Source organism: Pseudoalteromonas sp. SG41-2, assembly GCF_014164535.1.
GTDB classification, from domain to species: Bacteria; Pseudomonadota; Gammaproteobacteria; order Enterobacterales; family Alteromonadaceae; genus Pseudoalteromonas; species Pseudoalteromonas rhizosphaerae.
In genome coordinates this window covers 35576-60764 of record NZ_JACJFK010000005.1, presented here as the reverse complement: position 1 = coordinate 60764, position 25189 = coordinate 35576, and the positions used below count along the sequence as shown (strand labels likewise).

The 25189-nt window shown below is 40.5% G+C and carries 23 protein-coding genes and 4 tRNA genes; 4 read left to right on the top strand and 23 right to left on the bottom strand.

The genetic code is table 11. The features are described 5' to 3' along the window. The first annotated feature begins 40 nt into the window (after positions 1-40). From H5186_RS05390 to H5186_RS05380, 3 genes are read left to right on the top strand one after another with little or no spacing between them, the layout of a single operon-like run. A complete protein-coding gene (locus H5186_RS05390) occupies positions 41-715 on the top strand; it encodes a response regulator transcription factor (RefSeq protein WP_182717666.1) in 675 nt (224 codons plus the stop codon). After that, positions 696-2144, top strand: a complete 1449-nt coding sequence (locus H5186_RS05385; RefSeq protein ID WP_182794220.1) for a sensor histidine kinase KdpD — start codon at positions 696-698, stop codon at positions 2142-2144. Before H5186_RS05390 ends, H5186_RS05385 begins: the two co-directional genes overlap by 20 nt. A gap of 46 nt (positions 2145-2190) precedes the next feature. Continuing rightward, a complete protein-coding gene (locus H5186_RS05380; RefSeq protein ID WP_182717664.1) occupies positions 2191-3069 on the top strand; it encodes a TraB/GumN family protein in 879 nt (292 codons plus the stop codon). 253 nt (positions 3070-3322) lie between these two features. Here H5186_RS05380 and H5186_RS05375 read toward each other — a convergent pair whose 3' ends face one another. The 10 genes from H5186_RS05375 to H5186_RS05330 form a co-directional block, all read right to left on the bottom strand. Then, on the bottom strand, positions 3323-3508 hold the full coding sequence (locus H5186_RS05375; RefSeq protein WP_182794219.1) for a hypothetical protein: 186 nt from the start codon (positions 3506-3508) through the stop codon (positions 3323-3325). Positions 3509-3543: 35 nt separating this feature from the next. Continuing rightward, positions 3544-3819, bottom strand: a complete 276-nt coding sequence (locus tag H5186_RS05370; protein ID WP_182740399.1) for a DUF6881 domain-containing protein — start codon at positions 3817-3819, stop codon at positions 3544-3546. A 65-nt stretch (positions 3820-3884) separates the two neighbouring features. Further along, on the bottom strand, positions 3885-4520 hold the full coding sequence (locus H5186_RS05365) for a DUF4272 domain-containing protein (protein ID WP_182717662.1): 636 nt from the start codon (positions 4518-4520) through the stop codon (positions 3885-3887). A gap of 111 nt (positions 4521-4631) precedes the next feature. Next, positions 4632-4943, bottom strand: a complete 312-nt coding sequence (locus H5186_RS05360) for a hypothetical protein (protein ID WP_182740400.1) — start codon at positions 4941-4943, stop codon at positions 4632-4634. Positions 4944-4961: 18 nt separating this feature from the next. Continuing rightward, positions 4962-5282, bottom strand: a complete 321-nt coding sequence (locus H5186_RS05355) for a hypothetical protein (RefSeq protein WP_149982584.1) — start codon at positions 5280-5282, stop codon at positions 4962-4964. Positions 5283-5379: 97 nt separating this feature from the next. Continuing rightward, positions 5380-5706, bottom strand: a complete 327-nt coding sequence (locus H5186_RS05350; protein WP_149982583.1) for a hypothetical protein — start codon at positions 5704-5706, stop codon at positions 5380-5382. Positions 5707-6271: 565 nt separating this feature from the next. Further along, positions 6272-6835: a hypothetical protein gene (locus tag H5186_RS05345; RefSeq protein ID WP_182717660.1), complete on the bottom strand. Its 564-nt coding sequence runs from the start codon at positions 6833-6835 to the stop codon at positions 6272-6274. 122 nt (positions 6836-6957) lie between these two features. Next, positions 6958-8007, bottom strand: coding sequence for an ankyrin repeat domain-containing protein (locus H5186_RS05340; protein WP_182784083.1), 1050 nt, complete (start codon positions 8005-8007; stop codon positions 6958-6960). A 443-nt stretch (positions 8008-8450) separates the two neighbouring features. Then, positions 8451-9233 (bottom strand): RES family NAD+ phosphorylase, encoded by a 783-nt coding sequence (locus H5186_RS05335; protein ID WP_220493226.1) that lies wholly within the window; start codon positions 9231-9233, stop codon positions 8451-8453. Between the two features lie 490 nt (positions 9234-9723). Next, positions 9724-11166 (bottom strand): ATP-binding cassette domain-containing protein, encoded by a 1443-nt coding sequence (locus H5186_RS05330; RefSeq protein WP_149982579.1) that lies wholly within the window; start codon positions 11164-11166, stop codon positions 9724-9726. Between the two features lie 145 nt (positions 11167-11311). Between H5186_RS05330 and H5186_RS05325 the strand changes: the two genes are divergently transcribed. Next, positions 11312-11929 carry a hypothetical protein gene (locus H5186_RS05325; protein ID WP_149982578.1) on the top strand — a complete coding sequence of 206 codons (618 nt, stop codon included), beginning with the start codon at positions 11312-11314 and terminating at the stop codon, positions 11927-11929. A 5-nt stretch (positions 11930-11934) separates the two neighbouring features. Here H5186_RS05325 and H5186_RS05320 read toward each other — a convergent pair whose 3' ends face one another. From H5186_RS05320 to H5186_RS05260, 13 genes are all read right to left on the bottom strand, one after another. Further along, entirely contained in the window at positions 11935-13662 is a 1728-nt protein-coding gene (locus H5186_RS05320; protein WP_182784081.1) for a response regulator, read from the bottom strand. A gap of 123 nt (positions 13663-13785) precedes the next feature. Next, complete coding sequence (locus tag H5186_RS05315; protein WP_182794218.1) at positions 13786-16119, bottom strand: fatty acid cis/trans isomerase; 2334 nt, start codon at positions 16117-16119, stop codon at positions 13786-13788. 4 nt (positions 16120-16123) lie between these two features. Further along, complete coding sequence (locus H5186_RS05310; RefSeq protein ID WP_145238340.1) at positions 16124-16486, bottom strand: hypothetical protein; 363 nt, start codon at positions 16484-16486, stop codon at positions 16124-16126. A 127-nt stretch (positions 16487-16613) separates the two neighbouring features. Then, positions 16614-17279 carry an SDR family oxidoreductase gene (locus tag H5186_RS05305; protein WP_182717654.1) on the bottom strand — a complete coding sequence of 222 codons (666 nt, stop codon included), beginning with the start codon at positions 17277-17279 and terminating at the stop codon, positions 16614-16616. Positions 17280-17382: 103 nt separating this feature from the next. Then, complete coding sequence (locus H5186_RS05300; RefSeq protein WP_182740406.1) at positions 17383-18189, bottom strand: VOC family protein; 807 nt, start codon at positions 18187-18189, stop codon at positions 17383-17385. 273 nt (positions 18190-18462) lie between these two features. Continuing rightward, a complete protein-coding gene (locus tag H5186_RS05295) occupies positions 18463-19173 on the bottom strand; it encodes a hypothetical protein (protein WP_145238334.1) in 711 nt (236 codons plus the stop codon). Between the two features lie 120 nt (positions 19174-19293). Further along, entirely contained in the window at positions 19294-21084 is a 1791-nt protein-coding gene (locus H5186_RS05290; protein ID WP_182784077.1) for an alkaline phosphatase, read from the bottom strand. A gap of 11 nt (positions 21085-21095) precedes the next feature. Beyond that, a complete protein-coding gene (locus H5186_RS05285; protein ID WP_145238328.1) occupies positions 21096-22685 on the bottom strand; it encodes an alkaline phosphatase in 1590 nt (529 codons plus the stop codon). Between the two features lie 670 nt (positions 22686-23355). Further along, entirely contained in the window at positions 23356-24540 is a 1185-nt protein-coding gene (tuf, locus tag H5186_RS05280) for an elongation factor Tu (RefSeq protein ID WP_182758002.1), read from the bottom strand. 134 nt (positions 24541-24674) lie between these two features. Beyond that, positions 24675-24750: transfer RNA gene (locus tag H5186_RS05275), tRNA-Thr, on the bottom strand. A gap of 12 nt (positions 24751-24762) precedes the next feature. After that, positions 24763-24837 (bottom strand) — tRNA-Gly (locus tag H5186_RS05270). 45 nt (positions 24838-24882) lie between these two features. Next, a tRNA-Tyr gene (locus H5186_RS05265) sits at positions 24883-24967 on the bottom strand. A gap of 39 nt (positions 24968-25006) precedes the next feature. Beyond that, a tRNA-Thr gene (locus H5186_RS05260) sits at positions 25007-25082 on the bottom strand. Between the last annotated feature and the right edge of the window lie 107 nt (positions 25083-25189).

The following is a 25189-nucleotide window of genomic DNA, read 5'->3' as shown; positions in this document are numbered from 1 at the left end:
AAGTAGCAAGGCGAACATGTTATTTAATTGAGTTAAGATCATGAAGATACTCGTAATCGAAGATTCTGAACCGCTTAGACGCAGCCTAGATGTAGGCCTTAATAATCTCGGTTTTACCGTGGACGGTACCGGTGATGGTTCACACGGTTTAAGCATGGCACTGTGTGGCGACTATGATTTAATCATTCTCGACTTAATGCTACCAAGTGTTGATGGCATGAGTATTCTCAAGGCACTGCGTAGCAGCTCGAGTCAAACTCGGGTATTAATTTTATCTGCTCGCTCTGAAGCACAAGACAAAATAAACGGCTTAATGAAAGGTGCTGATGATTATCTAACGAAACCGTTTTCGTTTGAAGAACTACATGCCAGAGTACTGGCGCTGTCTCGGCGAGGCCAATTACAAAACCAGCAAAACACACTCTGTGTAGGAGAATGCGTGTTAGATTTGAGCTTAAAAACACTGCATTATCAGCAGCAGCCTATAAACCTTACTCGCAACGAATATAAAATCATTGAGTGCTTATTTAGTGCCAAAGAACGGGTATTAGGCCTTGAGATGATCAGCGAAGCCGTGGTCGGCCAATTTGATATGCTGTCAAAAAATGCGCTAGAAGCGCATATTTCAGCGATCCGCAAAAAAGTACGGCTGCTCGGCGGCGAACTACCAATTAAAAATAAACGTGGATTTGGTTATGTCGCCTCTCAAAACTGAGCTGCCAAAAACTAAACGTCACTCTATCAAGCGTAAACTCGTCAATAATATTAGTGCCGTAATATCGATTATTCTAGTTACTATTTTTTTAACCGTCGATTTGAGTGTTGATTCTTGGGTTGAAAATCAATTTAATCAATCTTTAACTAATAAATCTAATTATTTAAAAACCTTAGTGAAAGATCATAATGGCAAACTAGAATTTGATTTTGCTGGCGAGTTTATGTCTGAATATGAGCAGGCCAATGCCAGCGAATTTTATCAGCTATGGCACGAACAACAGACGTTTGAAAAATCAGATTCATTGCAACTATATCAAAATATTGATTTACCCAATTTAGCGATCCCCATTAACGAATTTAAAATTATTGATTACACTCTGCCTAACGGTGAAGAGGGTCGCGCTATGATCAGCCACTTCATTGCCCAGCAAGAAAATGAAGCAGCGCGCGGCAGCGGTCATTTTAAGACCATGGTTTTAACTATCGCCGCTCCTATTTCATCATTAAATAAAGTATTGCTGATCATTGATGTGGTTTTTATTCTGACCTGTATTATCGCAGTTTTTGGAGTGCGTTATTTAGTCACTCGAATCGTTAATCGTGGCCTCTTTCCACTGAACAACTTAAATGAACAAATAAAATTACTCGATATCACTGGCGCCTCACAAACTATCAAAAGCGACTTTCAGGTCGAGGAAATTGAGCCAATTCGTAATGAGCTGAATAAATTTATTACCACCAATCAACAGCTCTATCAAAATGAAAGGCGCCTAACCAGCGACATCGCACATGAATTAAAAACACCAATTTCTGAGCTGATCAGCTTGTCGGAAGTGGCACTGCGTTACCCTGATGATGAGCGTATTAGCGCCACATATACCAGCGACATTTTGGCTATATCACAGCGTATGAAAACCATCGTCAATAACTTACTGCTATTACAACGCGCTGGTAGTAGCGCTGTAGAGCTCAATTTAGAAAGCGTTAATTTAAGTGACTTTATTACGCAATTAAGCAATGAACTGCAGTTTAAACATGCCGATATTGAGCAGCGCTTACAGCTAGATGTTGCAACTGAGCTGATGATCACCGCTGACCGATTTTGCCTGCATACCATTTTATCTAACTTGCTCGATAACGCATTGTTTTATGGGCTTAGCACCCAACCTATCAACTTACAGGTCAAACAAACTAAATATCACACCACAATCACGCTATGCAACGCTTTAGCTAAGCCTTTAAGTGAACAACAACTTGAGGCTATTTTTGATCCCCTTTACCAGCTTGATAGCTCACGAACGAATAACCAACGCCACGGCTTGGGGCTAGCGATAGTTAACAGTTTATGTAATCTCAATAACTTTACCATCAGCGCAAAAAACAAGCCAAACTCTCGCTTAGCATTAATTTTAACGTTACCCAATTAAACGTATTGGTTTAATATGGATATATACCCAACCAATAAGGACAATTATGAACCTCACTCAGCGTATTAGCAGTTACTTTATTTTATCCCTTTTACTGTGTATTAGTTTTGCTAGCCACAGTGAACCTGGGTTGTGGCAAATAGAAAAAAATGGCGTTAAATCATATTTGTTTGGCACTGTGCATGTCGGTGATGCCACTATGAAAGGGCTACCTAAAAAAGTAACCGACGCGCTTGATGCCAGCGATCAAGTAATTGTTGAAGTCGATGTTAGTGCAATCAGCCCGATGGAAATGCAGCGCCGCTCTATGCCATTTATGATGCTAAAAAACGGTAATACTCTACAAAGCGAATTATCTGAGCAAAACTATAAAAAGCTTCAGCAATACTTCAGCAACAAATCAATTGATATAGCGATGTTTAATAACCTAGCTCCATGGGCCGTAATGGTTACTATGCTGCAAATGGAATTTCAAAATATTGGTTTTTCTGATCAATATGGCATTGATAAACAAGTGCTTGCCTATACAAAAGCGAACAATATACCGGTTGGCGAATTAGAAACGCTCGAATATCAAATGGAGATGTTTAATAATCTATCGTTGTTAAGTAACGAAATGATTGAAGAAACGTTTGAACAGCTTGCCGATGTTGAAACCTACTTTATAACCTTAGTTAATGCATGGAAAAATGGCGATATGGCCACCTTAACTAAGTACTACAATGAAAGCTTTGATGACAGCAACTACGGTGAGATCAGCGAACAAGTTATGCTGATTGAACGTAACAATAACTGGATAAAAGAGCTCACACCTCGCATTGGTAAAGAAAAACTATTTATCGCCGTAGGCGCCCTGCATTTGCCAGAACAACACGGTTTATTAAAGCAGTTTAAAAACCAAGGTTTTACAGTAACTCGCCTGTAATTACTCACGAAAAGACAACTCACCTGCTTGGCTAGTAATAGCCAAGCGGTTATAGGTATCAATGCAAAAGCGGCTATAATTTTTGACAAGCTTTTGCAAAAAACTCTTACTTAAAACGCTGTTATGGCATTTATTTAGCAATAAACTCACCACTTTCTGCAAGTATTTTTTCAAATAATTCTATTGCACTATGGCTCTCTTCATCCGATCCCCATTGAGATGCCTCACCCCAAATAACTCCCCACTCATCAGACTAAATACTTATATCTGACAACCGTGACGATTTATCTGAATGTGTTACACATAAATAATTTCCATCAAATTCGATAGTGAAGCTATGCTTAGAAAAAGCAGATTCACATGCAGCTCTAAAATCAGCAGACTCTGGCGGTGAAAAAAACTCGATATGCTTCTTTGAGCTTCCCTGTTTATGAGACACTTTATATTCTTGCATATTATTGATGCCTCAAGCAGCTATGGTACATATTTCTGCCATAGCTGCTCAAATTCTTGTTTTGAGATACTTATTCCCTGAAATTCAACATCAGAGTTTATCTCCTCTAGTTGCGGCACTTCAACAATACCGAGCATCGTATTTTCGGTGTGGGTTTCACCCGAAGCAAATCCAAGCTTTCCATTACGACAAAACTCAAGCTTGCGGAGTTCAAAATTATCATCACCAATTTCGGATACGAGACGAAACGGCTCATCTTCAAGGTCATGTATCCACTCGACATCAATGTATCTCATATTTATCTCCAATAGCGCCATCACCCGCCAATTAGCTGACCTCGGGTGATCACCCTGCTATATTTTTATGTGTCTTGAGGGACATCATCCCAATCTAATTGTTTATCAAGACACCAGCTTAGCGCTCGACGGCGCTCCATGATTATGCTCATATTAAAATTATCATGGGGGTCATTATTAAGTTGGTAATGCCTACAACTCCACATAGCTCGATAATATACATCTCTCATTTTATATATTTCTTCAAACGAGCGGATTTTAATATCTTTCGTAAACTTTTCTGGGCCTTCTTCTTGCTGTAGATCCGGGCAGTAGTCGATCATATCGTCCGGTATTGGGTATGGAAAACTGAGGTCATCGAATTTATTCATAACCCAAATCAACGCCCAGAGTGACTCAAGATACCAATGTAAATTGATTTTATCTTGCTCACTTATGTTTTCTTGGGATTGTGTAAGAATAGTTTTCTCAACGTCTGACAAGTGTTCAGCTAGTTGGTTTTCATCGATATAGTTTTTTATGAAGTCAATTGGGGCGTTGAATGCAATATTGATCATTGCATTCATAATCAGTGCTCTATTTATGATCTCACTATCTGATCTCATCTGTGAGATATCATAGACAGGAAGCCAATCACAAATTTCCCCATCAAAACTTGAAACAATAGTTTCGCTTTCTTTTTTAATTGCTTGAGTATCCATAACCTCTCCCTAATTTTCCCTAAATATAACAAGCCTGTAAAATTGCTCGTTTTAAATTTATTGTCATTGATGTATCAACCATAGCTGAGCTCATATGTATTAGTGGCTAACTCAATATTCACCAGAAATAATTAATTCACTTTGCGATTTTACGACTATGAAAGCAACCGAGTTTTGCTTACTTGTGAAACCAACAGAACAAATAGCCATACTACCTAAGCCACATGTCACTTCAGGATATTGTTCGCTGATGGAAGTTTCACCTTCTTGGTTTGGCACTAGCTGCCAACCACTGTTTAAAAACTCACGTTTAACTACTTCATAGCTTTTTCCTTTATACTGAGAAAAATCTAATTCATCAGCATGCAAAACCGCATTACTGCTGAATATTAAAGCAAACAGGCATGCAAACTTAAATTTCAAATATACAGCCTAAACTTGTTAAGGGCTGACTTCGTAGCCATGTTCGGTTATCAGTAGTGATAGTAAGCCCTCTAATTGCACATCAGTTTTTGGGATAAACGTTACATCGCCTGCATCCGAATCGTGATCAAGCGTTAGTTCTTGGCCCAAAAAATTGTAAACTCGACTAAATACCCCAAAAGGTAGAAATACAGATTCATCTTTTAACTCACAGAATGAGTCTAATATGAGTTGTGCATTTTTATATGCAGCATACCCATTAGGATCGATGTCGTAGTCTGGTAATACCGATGCCCGCAAAAATCCTGACATTTTATATTTTCGTAATTTATTGCTCATAGGCTCTTAACGCGAAGCTTTTAATAAACAGTTCGAAATTTTTCATTGTAATTATCTTCATGCCCACGTCACGCAGTCAGTGTCAAATAATCACTTATTAGCTACCTAATCGAGATAAATAGTTTCTTGCACATTCACCGACGAAACGCCGGCCAGGATTAGTGCCAGCAATCCAGTCCTCAATGGGAAAAAGATCAAATAGGCCGACTTTCACAAGCGTTGGCACAGCAAGTTCTAGCTCTTTCTCTACTAGCTCTCGCTCGCCAGCATTATAAAGATTAATGTTATATAACATTGTTGCCACGGTTCCTGTCTGAACCCGACTCCCATCTTTTAAATGAACTGAAGGTAAAACCTCCCCGTCCTTAACTACTTTCTGATTTACAGTAGCCAGCTGTTCTGTATTTTCGACATTAGTTTTCATTCAGGATAACCCTATTTCAAGTAGTTAACGAACTTGTAGAATAACGCAATTTTATTTTTATTTATTTCTCAACCATAGCCGAGTTGCTATTTTGATTCAATCGTTTGCTGATTTTCTACTTTGATCGCTATTACCATAATTGATTTCAAAATGTGAATGACCGAAAATTCGTATTTTTCGAATTACTGACATTTACCTGTCGTTTGCCATTTAAATGTTCACAATCCCCTCATGTGATACTGGCTATGCTACAGCACCATGCCCCTGTGTAGATTATCAGTTGCAACTAAACTCTTTGCTAACAAGCCTATGCGATACTCAAGTGATTGACTTTACTCATTAAATAAAAAACATTCTGATATTAAAATGGGGTCTTAATCTCTTCTCATATACCGCTTTTAAATAACTGCCATTTGGACATTAACTTACTCTTTTTTGAGTTTATTTGCCTAACGTACTGGCTACTGCTGTACATAAGAATAGTTAAAAACCATAACGTTAAAGATGTATGGGGTAACGTCAGAATAAAGCGTTTCCCCCATATTCAACCGACGACATGTTCGGTTTAGTTAAGATCCGATATGATCCGCTTGAGAGCATCGAGTTCAACTTTATCATTTCGTTGTTCCCAAGCATTCATAATATCTGCAACAGCCAACCCATGTTCATCAGCCAATGCAGAGCGTAACGCCCAAGCCACTAGATGATTGGGGTTTTTCCAACCGTCATATAAATCATAAATATGATGATCTGATAAAAACACTTGTGATCCGCTACTGTTGGTCATCACAAACCAATCACCAACTGGGTCAGAGCCTAATGAAAATAACTCATCGTCACGTTCAAAGTCATCCAACTCTTCTCTGAAGTTAAAACCAATCATATCCTGTCTAAAAGGCCATAAAAACGGAAACTTGCCGCTCGAAACAAGCTGGAAATAGGCTTCAATCCAAGAATGCCATTGCGGTGAAATAATCGTTTTACATCGAGATACTACTTCCTCTTTTAATACAACCGGTGAAATATAGTCTAACTCTTTCAACGCTTTGCATTCTTCAAGAAACTGGACTGGAAAATAGTTATCGGGGATCGGATTAGTAATAATTTCGAGTAATTGTTCTTCGTTCACTTAATTTTCCTATTTAAATAATACAGATGGAGTCTCATCAATAACTGATGACACTAGTAATTAAAATACCTTGCATAGAGCACATAAAAAGCACATAGCAGATGGCCTCAGTAATAAATACTTTAACGTTTATAGCTGGGGGTTTCTAATTTAATTGGATGAGTGTTTTTTGAAATCCACTTAACAGCATATTGTTGCAGCTGAGTGGTCTCATCCATTAACAGCTCCATATCGGAAACTAGATTACTTAATGCAGCAATTTCTTTTTCTTCCAATGAATTGTGTGAAGCAATATGCTTAAGATAAGCATTGCACATTTGCCGGTATGCGCGATCCCAATTAACACCACCATTACCATACAGCTCATCAGTCACTCGCCCTGCGATACGAATAACTTCACCTTGTACGGTTAATGCTGCGCCTTTAGGCGGGACTAAATAATCCCAAAGGTTATCGTATGTTTGCTCCCAAGTATCACCAACTAACTCAATAGCTGACTGTCCGTCGTGAAGCAAACGCGTTGCCACAGGCGTTACACCATATAAGCGATACAAGTTATTTAAGGCGTGACTGTACTCATCTACACTATCTTTATTAAAGTCTTCTCGCATAAACTCGAACTTATCGCCAATAGCGGTCACCAATTCTTGCATTTTAGGCGTAATTTCTACGCCATAACGAACGAATAGCTCTGTCATATCAACCATACTGGGAATATCCAAATTGCCGCAGCGCTGCAAGCTGTATTCTAATGGTGTTAAGTCATATTCATTTTTAACGTTAATATCCGCACCGGCCGCAAGCAATACTGCCGCATTGTGGACGTTATGAAAGGTTACTGCGCTATGCAGTGGCGTATTGCCCGCTTTACTTTGAAAATTTACGTCCGCTCCCATTTGAATAAGAACGTCCAAGTTCGAGTGTATAGCGCCTGCTCTAAGGTGTAGCGGCGTATTGCCATAGGTATTTAAATAATGCAAATCCGCGCCATTATCAACAAGCCACTTTGACAACTCATCGGGACAATGACTAAACCCTAGTGCCGATACCTTACCGTAGCCGCTGTAAGCATCCAGCTCGCATTTGTCAAAAATAGTGATAAGAGTCGAGAGATTTTCTTTTTTGATCAGCTCATCAAAATTCTTGGGAAGTGTTTTTCTTTTTCGTGCCATGGTTACGTACTCTATCCTTTGTATATAACATATTCACTGTGCGCTAAGTGAACTGGGGGTCTATATTTTATATAATATCCCGAAGACTGATATGGCTTATTTTAGAGGCGCTATTATACAAAAATAATTTCCCTATAGATCGGTGTTTTTAACAGACAAACGGTAATTCCCCCATTTTTAATGGAGGCGAGCTGTAGAATCACTCGTTTTTAATTTATTGTTATTGATGGTTCAACCATAACCGAGTAGCTATTTTGCTCCCCCCTCATTTACTGCTCATTCATTACTCTTTGTGCAAAAAAATTAGTGAATTATTCACAATAAGGTTAAGAGGCCTGCACTTTAGAGGAAGTAAACGAATTTGTTTATTGATTTAGAATTGACCATCACTATATAAAAACAGTCAAAAAGAACACTATTGCCAGAGTTAAGGCTCATATGTGTTATGTGTTGCCACGCTCCGCTGTCAAAGATGAGCTTTCATCCAACCTCTCGAAGTCATATTTAACCTTAGATACGACAAACAAGTCACACTGAACAACTGCCGCATCATTTAAATTAAAAAGGACATAATTATGCCCTTTAGTTAAAGAGCTTTTATAAATAATCCCGTCATACCCTTTCGATTTAATAAACTCTGATATTATTTGCGTCGGCGCATATTCTGATTTGGAATCAGATTCCGTTACAGGCCAAGAAAAAGCAATATCCATCGCAGCCCACACAGCGTCAATTTTCTGCTCAATAGAAGGTTCGTCGATGTAAAAATATGGGTACTGCTCGGCCTCAGCAGTCTCCGAAAAATCTATCAACTTCATATCCTTTGTCAAATGCAATTTAGCGATTGTTACGGGTAATCCAGGCCAAGGCCTCACTTCGTGTACCGCAGTTTCTGCATCTGCTGCTACATATAAACAAGGGTTCCCTTTTAAGTTCGCTCTCCCCTCTGAGGGGCTATTGCTCAAGGGTTTCATTCGCTTGAATGAATAAGGAATACGCTTATCAACATGGAACTCTTGTTCTGCACTATCAGTAGCCTTTTCCTTATCGCATCCAGTTTGTGCACGCCATACCACAGAACCAGATTTCAAGGTTTTAATCCTGTCATTACAAGTGTCATTAATTGAATTTAGAAATTCACTCGACTCATGATCTAAAGTGTAGTGCAACTTAGAGCACGCTTTTTTAGAAAAGTCAGAATAGCTTAACCAAGATTTGAAGCTCATTCATACTCCTTAGTTTGTAGTAACACATAACACTTACAACAAGCAGTTTTGTGACGTTCTTCCACAAAATTATTCTACTACTAGCATCTAAATCAGGTGAATATTATATTCTTGGCCAGCAATTATCACCAAAATACCTGAATACATGAGATGGTCTATCAATTTTGATAAATGTAACCTGAGCTGCTACTTCCATTGAGCTATCCTTGTCATATAAAAATTTAATCAAAGAGCACGTTCCTCTTTTATACAAAAGGCGCGTTCTCTTATTTACATTACTCATTAATAACAAATTATGTAACTGTTTGCTATCCATATACCCAAACCACCTCTAGATGCAGAATTCAGCGTTTCATAGGGGGTTTAGAGTTACTTTGCAAGAATGGCTGTTGGGTTTCGTTGCACTCAACCCAACCTACGGCGATAAATTTAACGCCGAGCTGCTCTGGTTTTTCCTAGCGCCTGGCCCCTAAAACCTAGAACCTTTTCCTTACCTAAAATCTGCCATATCTAAATAGTGCTCTATCCCGGTAATTTTATCTTTCGCATGGTGGTTTACATAAATTACTGTGCTACTGCCTGCAGCGCATATTTTTTCGATTAATAGTAAAACACGCTGCCGATTGGCTTCATCAAGCCCCAAACATGGCTCGTCTAAAATCAGTAATGTGGGGTGTTTTACCATAGCGCGGGCAATCAATAGCATGCGTTGGTCACCAAAAGACAGTTGCGTAAATGGGGTGTTTTTTAACTCACTCAAACCTAATAATGCTAACCATTGTATGGCGATATCAAGCTGAATTTGAGTTGGCTTTTGATACAAGCCAATGCTGTCGTAAAAGCCTGATACTATGGTATTAAGCGCCGAAATACTAACCCGATATTCCATATGCAAAGCATTCGAAATATAGCCAATATGCTGCTTAATTTGCCAAATACTTTCACCACTGCCGCGTTGATAGCCAAACACTTTAATATCATTGTTATAACACTGCGGATTATCGCCAGTGATTAAGTTAAGCAGGCAGGTTTTGCCGGAGCCGTTTTGACCACTGAGCTGCCAATGCTGTCGTGCTTTGATTGTCCAATTTAAGTGGTTAAAAATAACCTTACCGCTATAACTGACGCTGGCATTTTGCAATCGTACTAACTCAGGCTCATTAAACTCTGGGGCACTGTGTGCCACATCTTTGCTAGGAATCGTTAAATCAGTTTGTTGTAGGTGTAATAATTTAAATAAATCATCGCGCTGCTTAAGGTCAGGAGTTGCTAGTTGCTGTTGTAATTCGCCATTTTTCACATAACCATAATGCGTAATAAATACGGGGATTTCATCTAACCGATTAACCACAAAGACCATGGTCATGCTGGCACTTAGTTCGATTAATACGCTACGTAATAGCTCAACGCTTTGTACATCCAAACCGTCAAACGGTTCATCAAGCACAATCAGTTCGGGCCGATTACTCAGTGCTTTAATTAACATTAGTTTACGTGTTTCCCCGGTTGAGAGTGCGCGCAAACGTTGCTTAAGCAATGTCTCAAAAGCAAACCCTGTAATTAACTGCTGGCATAGCTGTTGATCAAAACATGGGCTTGATTGCTGATAAATCAGCTCTGACACCAATTTAGGGCTAGTTTTACCATCGGTGATGTCGTCTTGATCAGCTAATAACTCAGCGGTAATCAATTGCTTTTGCAGATCTGAAGAGACTATTTCTGTACGCTTAAAATCACAACTTCGTGTACCACTGACAATATTAGCTTGATCGAGTAATACTGCTGTTATGGCTGATTTTCCTGCTCCGTTACCGCCAAGCAGCACCCAATGCTGAGCGCTCTCAACCTGCCAAGTTAGCTTACTTACGAGAAAACTTTCGCGTTCATTAGTACCAAGGTTAGCCGTCACATTATTGAGTTTAATTGACTGCACAGCGATCCTTTTTAGCTCTTAAATTAATTAGTTTGAAAATACATGACTTTTATTAGCATGGCTATAGAATAAAATTCACGCGGTTTAAACCTTTTTAAATCTGCTAACGTCTAATCTATAAAGCCATTAACAACGAGTAAAAATAATGAATACACTTAGTATCTCTAGTTTAGCCGTAATCTTATTAACTAGTAGTTTAGCTGCTCATGCTGAGCAAAAAATTGAACAGACCTTTGATGTCACTGCCAAGCAGGCATTGGCGATCAACGTGCCCGTTGGCAGCCTAGAACTTAGCACCCATCAAGGTAACCAAGTAACCGTGTCGATTGAGCTAAAAGCGAAAAATGATAATTGGTTTAGTGATGATGTTGCACTTGAAGATATCACTTTAAAAAATCAACAAAGTAGCGATAAGCTGAGCCTCTCGATTGATAATGACGATGTGCAACAAAGCTGGCTAGTAAGTATACCAACAACCATGGCGATAGATTTAGAGCTAGGTGTGGGCGATATTGAAGTAAATAATTTTGCTAATACTGCCAGCATCGATGTCGGTGTGGGCGCGGTGCGGATCAGCAGCGCGTTAGCTGACTATCAAACGATCACTCTAGATAGTGGTGTTGGCGACACCAAAATAGCAGGCATGAAAAATGATGCTAAACATAGCCGTAAGCTGGTCACCTCAACTAGTAAATATAACGGTGACGGCCAATACCGCATTAACGTTGAAGTCGGTGTAGGTGATATTAAAATCAGCCACTAAAATTATCAGCCCTCGTTAAATACATTCATGAGGGCTTTTTTAATATCCGCAACCGAAAATGGTTTATAAACATGTACATTAGAGCCAAGTTCATAAGTTCGCTCTAAATCACTTGGCGCAGTGTTGGCGGTGATCACAATGATCGGAACCGTTGAATTTAGTTCTTGGCGGATGATATCTATCGCTTGAAAGCCATCCATCACCGGCATGTTCAAATCCATAAAAATCACATTAAACTCACTTTCAGTAATTTTTTGTGTTGCTATTAAACCGTTTTCAGCCACTTCAACGGTGTAATTAAGCTCGGTTAAAATTCGTGATAAAATTGTTGCGTTTAATAAATTGTCTTCCACAATTAAGCAATGCAGTTGTGCGGGTAAGTTGCCTTGATTCGTTAGTAGTGCAGCTTTAGATAATGGCAAACGGATCTTAATCTGTGCACCATGCGGTATGACATCTTTAAACTCAACGCCGCCTTGCATAGCACTGACAATATGTTGCACACGTGCCAAACCGGTTTGTAAGCCCTGAAAGTCATTGCTCTGTTCTATACTATGATGATTTAAATATGGATAGCATTGAGCAAAACCAACGCCGCTATCAGCGACCACTATTTTAATATGACCATCTTGGTAACTAACGGATATTGAAACCTGCCCAGTGCTAGTAAATTTAATGGCATTACTAAGTAGCTCGGTAATGATTTGCTGCAATCGTAAATGATCAAACTCTGTATAGCGATCTAACTCAGGACTGAGTTTTACTTCAAACTTTAACTGTTTGTTATCACAGGCAAACTGAAAAGGTGTAATAGCCGACTCAAGCGTGGTTATTAAATTACGCTTGATAAATTTTAACTGCCATTGCCCAGTATTAAACTGCTGTAGTTCATGTAACTCATCCAGCATACTTACAATCCTGCTGGCACAATATTTTGCTTGTTTTTGCAATGCTTGCTGAGATTCTGATAGCTGAAGTTGCTCAATCGAGTCTATCAGCCCTTGTAGCGGTGTTCTAAATTCATGACTTGCCCGTGCGATAAAGCGCTCTTTATAAGTGCTTATCTGCTCTGCTCGCAACTTTTGTTGTTGGTATTTATTAATCGCAGCGATAATTTGCAGCTCCATAGGCTGAAATATAAATTTCAGCTCAATGAATAGCAACACTAAAGTTAATAGCCAAAAAGCCAGCTCTAGGTTGGACAGCACTCGGGTTTTGAACTTTGCTTGTTGTTCAAATAGCGAGACTGCACCATCAAGCTCCTTGAGCAAGCGTTCAACCTCTGCAACTGTAAATCGCTTTTCTACTTTGCTTACACTAGGATCATTTAACAGTTGCTGCACTTTAGCCAAATACGCTAGCGACGTTTGCGCAAGATTAATCGGTGACGAAAAATAATAAGCAACCAACTCGTCGTCTAAATATAAATAATCGCCATTAGAATGCTGTTGCACTAAAAATTCATGCCCTGCTCTAAACTCTGCGCTCGCTTTAGCTAATACATTACGATGTAATTTAATATTGCTACCAATCTCAGTAACCATGGCATTACTATGCCAAGCGATTTTTTGTGACAACATCCGCTGCTTACCTGCAACATTGATAATATGAGCATCGTCTTTTTGCACAAAAAACATAAACTGAATAAGCAAAGCACTCGCGCTCGAGAGAATCGCTATCGCTAATAACGCCCAACGATAGCGCGACCGAATATTAGCAATAATTTGAATCATAATAGGCCCTATTATTTTTTAATAAGTGTAGACCAAAGGGGATAAAGTGACACTTTACGCAATGATATTATTAAAAAAATAAACCCCGCTTAAATGCGGGGTTTATCAGTTTTGGTTTAATAATTACCGATTTTCTAAACGATTATAATCAAACAAACCGTATTCAACACCACCGTATTGTTTGGCAACTTTGTGCAAAATATCACTGTATTGCCAAAATTGCGGATGTGTTCGGCGAATTGCAAACTGACTCTTTAATGCTCTGTAATCGGCTTCTATTTGCATCAATGGTAGTTGCTCGGCAAATGATGCAAGTTGTTGTGGATTATTCAAATACCAAATTGTTTCAGGGTAATCACCAATGAAACCAGGCACAATGGTGACGGTATCTTCTGCATAAGCGCGCTGCCCTTCCTCGTTCAATAAACTAGAAATATTATAATGGGCATTGTGATGGATCATGGTATACGCTTGATGCTCTGCAGCACCGTCTTTCACTAATATAAAAGAGATTTGCGGCAGTAAATTAATTGCTTTTGCAGGCATATTATTTAACTGCTGTAACGGCTCTGGTACTTGTGTGTAATCAAAGCGCGGACTTAACACCGGTTTTAGCGTTTGTTTAATTAAGCCATATAACTCGTGTTGTTGATCCTGTGTTTTGTAGTCAATCCCTGTTGGCTGACTAAACTCATCACCACTTTCAAAGAAATTAGTTAAACTCGGTGGTGCTTTACGATACCAGTTTGCTTTTAACTCTTTACGCTGAGGCTTAGGTAACAGTGCTAAAAAGTTTTGCTCGCCTTCTAGACGCAAAAAATCCATGTATAAACGAGTGATCAACTGATGGCCAACATTACCGTAGACATCAAACCCGGCAACTAATAAATAATGTATCCGCTCAAACAGTGCGTAATCTAATACCCACATGGTTTTTGGCTCTTGGCCAATAAAACCTTTAACCACAGTCGCACTATCAAAATGGCGGAAAATAGTCAGAGCAGCATTATCATTCACCTCGTCACCACGCCATAATAGGTCGGTGGTTAGGTTTTCACCATTTTTGAACATGCTATTTGCCAACGTTGCCTTGGCTTTAAGGTAAGTATTCTGACGTTTGGCATATTTGACCCAGCTAGAAATAGGTAAAGCGTTGCTTTCTTCAGCCGCTGGCAATGCCAAGGCATCTTCATGTTGTAGCAGCATTTCACCCACTTCTGGCGTTGCCGCTTTAGCTGGATCAGCAAATGCCACCCAAAAATGATCATTAATAACATTTAACGCTATTTGACCACGACAAACAGGCCCTTTAATAAAGCCCATAATGATTAATTCAGCTTCATCTAACATAAATTGATATTTAGATTTAACCGGCATGGCGGCAAACACTTTAAATGGGTTGGATGCTATTTCTGGCAAGTAACTTGGCATGCTGTCAACGTGATAATCTGGCGCAATAAACTGGCTGTACAAGCGCGCTAATTTACTGTCATTCAGTGCCAGTGGTAAATGCGTTTTTGCCAAAATAGTCGAACGATCATGCATTAAGCGATAATACACCCGCTCCACTTTAGGGTCATCGTAAGGGCGGCGGGTATTTATTAACTCAATGTCCTGCCCTGGTGGGGTACTCGAACGCACCAATTTAAAAAAGCTTTTTTCATCATCTTGAACAAAATAAATATGTGCTAAATACCAATGTTCAAACACATAACGTGCTGTTAATTGATACTTTAAATCGTCTTGATTTAAAAAGCTCTCCCAGCGTTGTGCTTGAGCTAAAGCAGCTTTGCTTGGCGGTTTAATATGCGCCATTTTACCGCCCTCTTTAAGCCACTTTTCAAGGTGCTTAAATTCAGTACGCGAAATACCAGGTAATCCATATGGCATCCCGGAATGAGGTTGGCTGTTGGCAAGGCTGTCAAATTCTCCTATAGTGGCGCAGCTTTGCGAGCGATCTAAAGAAAAATCAAACTCATCACCTAAGATCTCATCATTTGGTAGCGGTGAGCTCATTTTTAACACTAAACTGTTGTACAACACGCTACCGGCAAGATTTGCTTGCTCTGTTTGCGCTCGTTCATTCAATACTGGGGTAAAGTCTTTATCACGCCACTGGCTAGAATTCGTTGCATCAAAAAGTAAGCGGCTGGGAGTCGATGCTAATAAACGAGTACCATTGTAAACACGTTCCTTACTTAGGCCGCGGTCAATTCCTTCTGGAGATGAAAGTTTCAGTTGGCATGGTGCATCATAGCAGCCATGACAAACCACACAACGACTCTCGAGCACAGGTTGTACATGCTGTAAAAACTCAGCACCGCTACCTGAGTTATGTTCAACCATACGCTGCTGTGTTTGCTCTGGCCCGAATAGCTCATTGTAATGAGCGGCACCTAAATAAGCGCAGCCACTGAGCACAACAATTAGTGCACTCAGCAAAAAAGACTTTCTCATCGAATTATTCGTCCTCATCGCCCAAGTCAAACGTCGGCATCATATCCATTTGTGGGGACACAAATGTTTGCTCTGATTGGGTATCGAGTACTGCGCTCAATAATGGTCCACGCGTTAAAGTTAGCTGTGCTTGATGTGCATTGCTTGCTAAGTCTGCAAACGCCGGGTTATGGGCTTCTACAATATAATCTGAAATAGTAATAGCAATGCTGCTATCCGGTGCTGGATTTTGACAAAGCTGGGTCAGTAAGTCGTCATCTAAAAGTACGCTTATTGAGAGATCAGGGGTCGATAAATCTCGCTCATTTAAGGTCTCATCAAAAAGAAATAACGGAAGTGTTAAACTACTATCTTGCTCTAATTCCATGTGCTGCTCTCAAATACTAAAATCGTTAATATGACAGTATTATAGCAAAAATTAATTAAATTTAGCTAAACTGACTGCTGATTTACAGCCTGTTTAGCTATTAAAGATAACCTACATTAAATATTATTTACCAAGGTAGGGTTTCACCATTTGAATGCCAAAAACCACCACTATTGCTTAGGTTTAGTTCATCAATACGTTGTGCTAAAAGCTCTGCAGATAATTCAGGCGAAATGTCTCCGGCATAATTAACCATTTGTGTTTGCACAAAGCCCGGATGAAATAAACCAACCGCAATTTTTTTGCTTTTTAGCTCATGAGCTAAACTGACTGATGCCGCGTTAAGTGCAGCCTTTGACATACGATAACCAATATAACCACCTGAGTCATTATCAGCAATCGACCCTAAGCGACTGCTGATCATGGCAACTTTAGCGTCAATACCTAAGCAGTGTATTAACGCATGGGTAACTCGAATTGGTGCTACAGCATTGATGGCTATCTGTTGATTAATGGTATCAAAATCCATCTCTGCCATACTTTCATTATGGAAAATACCGGCATTGTTAATAAGCAGATCTATCTTATGCCCATGTAACTGGTTTTCAAGTGTTTCGATATCTGCTGCATTGGCAACATCGATATTGCTGATCACTGTCACATCTAATTCTTTAAGTTCATCGCTTGGAGTACGCACCACGGCCGTAACCTGGTAACCCTTTGCTAAATATTGCTGACATAAATTAAGGCCGATGCCACGATTAGCGCCTGTAATTACCACATGCTTTGTCATACTTTTACTCCCATTCTATATACACTCTATAACTGAGAGCTTGGGGCAAACAAAAATAAAAAAAGCACCTAAGTGCTTTTTTAGTTAATTAAATTAAGCATAACTAGTTACATTTCACATCATTCATAGCGGAGGTCATAATTGAAAACACTGCGCCTTGTGGATCGGTGATCACACTAAAGCGGCCCACCTCGGGAATATCGGTTGGTGCCACACACACTTCACCGCCAAGTTGCTGAGCCGTTGCGACATAGTTATCACAATCATCGACAGCAAAATAAATCATCCAGTGAGCAGGAATTTCTGCAGGCCATTCATCGGTCATCTCAATCATCCCTGCAACGGGTTGGTCAGCAACAGTGAATAATGTGTAGCTCATTCCTTGCATAGGTTTTTCAACGCTCTGCCAACCCAATAACTGGCAATAAAACTCACGGCTTGCAGCACTGTTGCGGGTTGCCAGTTCATGCCAATAGGGAGTATTAAGTTCACCTAAACGTTTGCAACCTTTATGTTGATTACCTTGCCATAAGGCAAATAATGCACCACCAGGCTCATTTAGCAACACCATGCGACCCGCGTCCATTACATCATGAGGACCGGCGATAATATCAGCACCTAATTGTTTGGCTTTTTCAGCTACTTCATCAATATTATCTACTGCAATATAGGCTAACCAATGACTTGATGTCGCTGCGTTTTTTTGTTCGTTCAGCATTTGATACATGGCAGCAATATCATCACCTTGCTTTTGTAACATAGTGTAATAAAGACCATCACCAATGGGTTGATCATCAGCCCCCCAAGCAAATAACTCAGTGTAAAAAGCTTTGCCGCTTTTCCAGTTAGATGTACATAACTCTGACCAACAGAAAACCCCGTGGGGGTGATTACTTTGTGTGTCACTCACGATTCAATCTCCTTAAATAGTACATCTACTAAAGTTAAAAGAGGAAAGCCATTTTAGCCAATTTTATTTGTATCGTAAGGTGATCTTTATAGCAAAACAAACAACGAATGATTTGAACCCGACCTAAATACAGCTGCGATAGTGTAATATCACTTATTACGGTTAAACGAATCGATACTTTTGCGGGCACTGGCCACATGCTAATTTATAAAGCTGAAATTTGGCCTTTTAACACCCAAATCGAGACTTTAAAAGAGCATTCACCGGCCCTTTTTAGTGGCTGTGCCCACCACCAAGCGCTTTACCATTAGCATCATAAAAGCCAGACGCACCATGCTCGATAAATCCTAAGTTAATCATTTTGGCTAAAAATGGGTCGCCTTCGTTATCACCAATATCCGCATAGTCAGTCGTTTGATAAGCATCCCACAGGGCAAATTGCTGCTGTATCTGAGCTTTTTTAAAGTCCACAGTGCCCAACGTTAATGTTTGAGTAAGTTGCGGTTTAGCAATACTCATTGCGCTTACCAGCTTTTGATTTACCAACCATGCAAGCTCAATCGTAGTATCACCTTGCACTAATTGATAATGCTGTATTTTCTCGCAGCCATCACCTTGCTCATCGGTTAAAGTCATCTTGGCAATAAAATCATCACTCACTAATTGGTATTTAGTACTCCAATCTTGCTGACCTTGCACCTCTGAAGGTTGATATTCAATACCACGCTGCGGTGTTTGAAAGTAACGAATTGGCCGAATTTGCTGATTACTCAACTGTTGCCACACTTCAACTAATTCAAGGCCTTGCTCTGCAACCTGATGGGGTGTTCGCCATAATGTAAACTGTTGAGATTCAGCCACAGCTTTGCCCGCAACTTGCTTACCAACCTGATAGCTTGCTTGCACATATTGACTGTCCAACGCACACTGCGTGGCACTGGCCAATGGACTTATTAACGCTAAAGATAGGATAATTTTTTTCACTGGATTCTCTTTTCGATTTAATACCGTGGGTCACTGTAATGTGTTTATTTTGCAGATTAATGACAAAGAGCAACTCAGTTTTGAGTTGCTCTTTAGTAAAGCGTATTACATGACAATTACTTAATTTGTAACTTTAGCATCCGCTTGTTTTACTAAGTCAGCTGCATAATCCATCACGTGAAAAATAAAGCTCTGCTCGTTAGTACCTGTTACTAAATGCGCACCAGGGCCAATTGCATAAACACCAACATCTTCACCAGCATGAGTTTCAGATGACAGCGGCACAAGTGCTTCTTGGTGGAAACCTGGACTTTGCGTATCCACATCGGTTAAATCAACACGGCCGGTTACTGGGGCAAAGTCGTAACCTACTTCAGCATCCGTTTCCTGACCTAAATCTCTAAAGCCGCCACCATTAGCATAACCTACGGTGGTGTATGGCATATTATCGGCAGCAAGTGTTGGCTCGGTTTCACCCACGGCAACCACTTTACCTAAAATTGGATTACCGCGTTTTGGGTAGCCTGCGATAGTAAATACATGGCTGTGATCGGCAGTGACAATAATCAGCGTATCTTCAATGCTGGTTTTATCAAGCGCCACTTGCACCGCTTTTGATAACTCAATGGTATCGTTTAAAGCGTTATAGGCATTGCCCGCATGGTGTGCATGGTCAATTCGTCCAGCTTCAACCGTTAAGAAAAAGCCTTTCTCGTTATTATCCAATACATCCAGTGCTTTTGCTGTCATCTCTGATAACGATGGTTCACCTGCAATATCATTGCCACGGTCAGCTTCGTATTGCATGTGAGATTCATTAAACAAGCCAAAAATTTGTTTAGTGTTAGTCACATCAATCGCATTAAAACCTGCTTGATCCATTACGTATTGACCATTTGGATACTGAGCTTGCCATTCAGCAGTTAAATCACGGCCATCAGTACGATCGCCTTCTACCGAGCTTACTGCATCAGCTGAATTATATGCTGCGTCTTTTGGTAAGAAATGACGACGACCGCCACCCATTACCACTTCAAGACCATCAACATCGATCCCAGCAAAACGCGCTTCTAAGTTCTTTTCAAAGTTAACCAGTTGCGATGCAATATCTTCACAATTAGCCGCTTCCGACTCAGGCATATCTGAAACATCTTCCCAATTGCGGTTTGCCGCTTTTGCATACGTTGCAGCTGGTGTGGCATGGGTAATACGTGCCGTTGAAATAAGTCCCGTTGATTTACCTGCAATTTCCGCAAGCTCTAATGACGTTACTAATTCATGGCCTTTACCTGACAAACAATTACCATTAACCACTGCTTCATCAATACCAATAACACCGACATCAGTTTTTACGCCTGATGCCATTGCTGTCATCGTACCGGCAGAATCAGGTGTTTGTGCATCAACATTATAAGTTTTAGCAAACCCTGAAAACGGTAGTGTTTCAAAGCTTAACTGATGTTCTTCACCCATTTTGCCCTGTAACTGACCCGCTAAAATACGCGCAGCTGTTACTGTTGAAATCCCCATACCGTCGCCAACAAACAAAATGACGTTTTTCGCTTTGCCAGACTCTTTAACAATATTAGCAATATTATCTTGGCTACTAGCTAATTTAGTGTGTGCTTCTTTATACCAAGTATTGGTAGTAAGCGGCGCTAACTGTTGTGGATTCAATGAAGTTTCAGCATCGTTACACACTACAGTGGTTGTAGTTACTTCATCTGCATCCAGCTCACCATTTTGATTGCTGTCGTCACCTGTTAGGGTCTCAATGCCACCATTGATACATTGCTCAGAGCCAACTGCAAGCGTATTTTTAACCGTCATTGACTCAATTTTATCGTCATCATCAGAGCAACCCGCTAACGCAACAACCACAGCAAGAGATATTAAGTTAAGTTTTTTCATTGTAATCACCATTATTCTTCTATTAGTTCGAGCGCTTGACTGATAATGTGGAAAATAACATTTTGCTCCACAACGCCTTGTGCCAACTGTGCCCCAGGGCCCTTAGCATGCAATGAAATATCCTCACCTGCATGAGTTTCCGAGCTAAGTGGGACTGCTGCTTCTTGATGAAAGCCCGGTGTTAAGGTATCAACACCACTTAATTCAACACGCCCAGCAACGGCTGCGGCTAAATATGAAGCGTCTGCATCTGTTTCATCACCTAAATCTCTAAAGCCCAAGCCATTTGCGTAACCGACTGTGGTATAAGGCATACCGTCAGCTGCAAGGGTTGGAGTATCGCGACCTACTGCTACAACTTGACCCAAAATTGGGTTACCGCGTTTTGGATAGCCAGCAATGGTAAATACATGGCTGTGATCCGCAGTGACTAAAATAAGTGTTTCATTTGGATCGGTATTTTCTACTGCTGCTTTTACCGCATTGGCAAATTCAATTGTGTCATTTAATGCGTTGTAAGCATTACCGGCATGGTGGGCGTGATCGATACGACCCGATTCAACCGTTAGGAAAAACCCTTTTTCATTATTCTTTAAGATATCAATCGCTTTAGTCGTCATTTGCGTTAATGAAGGCTCACCTGCAATATCATTACTGCGATCCGCTTCATATTGCATATGCGATTCATTAAATAATCCAAATACGCGTTTGGTATCGCCATTTATTGCGTCAAAGCCGGCCTGATCAGTAATGTATTTACCATCGCTATACATTTGCTGCCATTGCGCTGTTAAATCACGTTCATCAGTACGATCACCTTCGACTGCACTCATAGCATCATTAGAGTTAAATGCAGCATCTTTTGGTAAGAAATGACGACGGCCGCCACCCATCACCACTTCTAGACCATCAACATCAACACCCGCAAAGCGCGCTTCAAGATTTTTTTCGAAATTAACTAATTGCGACGCAATATCTTCACAACCTGCAGTGACTGCATCTGCAGGCATGTCGGAAATGTCTTCCCAATTACGATCAGCTGATTTTGCATACGTTGCAGCTGGCGTTGCGTGGGTGATCCGTGCAGTAGAAATAATACCTGTGGCTAGGCCTTTAATTTCTGCAAGCTCTGTAGCTGTAATTAATTCATTACCTGCTACAGTTGCACATTTGCCACGTTCAATGTCTTCGTTAACACCAATAACACCAACATCCGTTTTAACACCTGAGATAATAGCCGTCATGGTGCCTGCTGAATCCGGTGTTTGCGCATCGACGTTATACGTTTTTATTTGTGCCGAATACGGAAATTCTTCAAAGCTCAAAAAGCCCTCTTCTCCTAAAGCGCCTTGTTTTTGGCCTGCAAGGATACGTGCTGCGGTGAGGGTTGATATACCCATGCCATCACCAACAAATAGAATTACGTTCTTTGCTTTAGTGGCTGGTGTTGCATTAGCCATCGTTTCTTTAGAGGTTAATTTAGCCTGTGCAGCGCTATACCAATCACTTTTCATTTGGTTATCAGGTAACACACCTGCATTAGCACCCGCTGACAACGCCAGTGTTAAACCAATTGCAGTCGCAATTTTATTAATTTTCATTTTTAAGTTCCATTGATACGATTTGGTCAAGAATGTCTGTAGTAATGAGAGCATAATATTAGGTAGGTTTTGTTACTTAAAAAGTGACTTTATGTTACATAAAAATTAAAAGTTACATTGTTTTTATTTGTTATATCATAACGTTATGATGGGTAAGCGGTAAGCGGTAAGCGGTAAGCGGTAAGCGGTAAGCGGTAAAAATCTAGATCTCCTCAACTTAAATAGCAAGAAAATTTAATATATTTACTTTCTGTTATAAACGCGGTGGCAAGCCACTCGCCTACAAGTACATATTAACGCCGAGCAACTTAAAACTTACCGCTTAAGGCTTACAGCTCAAATCGCAGACATTAAAAAAGGCCACCAAAGTGACCTTTTTCTAATAATTAACTTAAAAGTTAATTATTACTCATTGAACGTTGCTACAAAGCACCTACGCCTAAGGTAATAGCGCCACCTTCACATGACGTAAATCGCAGACATTAAAAAAGGCCACCTAAGTGACCTTTTCCTAACAATTAACTTAAAAGTTAATTATTACTCATTGAACGTTGCTACAAAGCACCTACGCCTATGGGTAACAGCGCCACCTTCACATGACGTAAATCCCAGACATTAAAAAAGGCCACCGAAGTGACCTTTTTCTAATAATTAACTTAAAAGTTAATTATTACTCTACGATAGTTGCTACTACACCAGCACCTACAGTACGGCCACCTTCGCGGATTGCGAAACGTAGACCTTCATCCATTGCGATTGGAGAGATTAACTTTACAGTCATCTTAACGTTATCGCCAGGCATTACCATTTCTACGCCATCTGGTAACTGTACGTCACCAGTTACGTCAGTTGTACGGAAGTAGAACTGTGGACGGTAACCTTTGAAGAATGGAGTATGACGACCACCTTCATCTTTAGAAAGTACGTATACTTCTGAAGTGAATGTTGTATGTGGGTTGATTGAACCAGGCTTAGCTAGTACTTGACCACGTTCAACGTCTTCACGTTTAGTACCACGTAGAAGTGCACCAATGTTCTCACCAGCACGACCTTCGTCAAGTAGTTTACGGAACATTTCAACACCAGTACAAGTAGATTTAGTTGTATCGTTGATACCAACAATTTCTACTTCGTCATTGATGCGGATGATACCAGCTTCAACACGACCAGTTACAACAGTACCACGACCTTGGATTGAGAAAACGTCTTCGATAGGCATGATGAATGGCTTATCGATGTCACGCTCTGGCTCTGGGATGTAAGAATCAAGTGCGTCTGCAAGCTCAATGATCTTGTCTTCCCACTCTTTCTCGCCCTCTAACGCTTTAAGCGCAGAACCAGCGATTAGTGGTAAGTCATCACCTGGGAAATCGTACTCAGAAAGAAGTTCACGAACTTCCATTTCTACTAGTTCAAGTAGCTCTTCATCATCAACCATGTCACATTTGTTCATGAATACGATGATGTAAGGAACGCCAACTTGACGAGAAAGAAGGATGTGCTCACGCGTTTGTGGCATAGGGCCATCAGTCGCAGCAACAACAAGGATAGCGCCGTCCATTTGAGCAGCACCAGTGATCATGTTTTTAACATAATCGGCGTGTCCAGGACAATCTACGTGTGCGTAGTGACGAGTAGGCGTATCGTATTCAACGTGTGAAGTTGAGATTGTGATACCGCGCTCGCGCTCTTCTGGAGCGTTATCGATTGATGCGAAATCTTTAGCAACACCGCCGTATACTTTTGCAAGTACGTTAGTGATTGCTGCAGTTAGGGTAGTTTTACCGTGGTCAACGTGGCCGATTGTACCTACGTTTACGTGCGGTTTTACGCGTTCAAACTTTGCTTTTGCCATGACGGAACCTATCAGTTTTGTGTATCTAGATTACATATGAAAATAATCCACCAGAGGTAGATTAAGTTAAATTTTTCAAATTTCAAATAGTATTTTCTGACAGATAAAGGAAGTAATCAAGAAGATTCTAAGACTGGTGCTGATAGGCAGAGTTGAACTGCCGACCTCACCCTTACCAAGGGTGCGCTCTACCAACTGAGCTATATCAGCAACACCAGAAACTGGAGCGGGCAGCGGGAATCGAACCCGCATCATCAGCTTGGAAGGCTGAGGTAATAGCCATTATACGATGCCCGCGTTAGCAACCTGTTCTTAAACTACCTCTAACCGTCAAGAATAAAGTGGTGGAGGGAGCTGGATTCGAACCAGCGAAGGCTGAGCCGTCAGATTTACAGTCTGATCCCTTTGGCCGCTCGGGAACCCCTCCACGATAATTCTTTACTAAACACTTTCGGTAAAAGGAAAGTGGTGCCGACTAACCGAGTCGAACGGTTGACCTACTGATTACAAGTCAGTTGCTCTACCAGCTGAGCTAAGTCGGCACTGCTTTAGTACGGGGCGAGATATTAGAGGAAGGTTGGTGGTGATGCAACAAGAAAATTAAAAAAAATGTGATTTTATGTGCCAAACGCTCACAAATCAGGCAAAA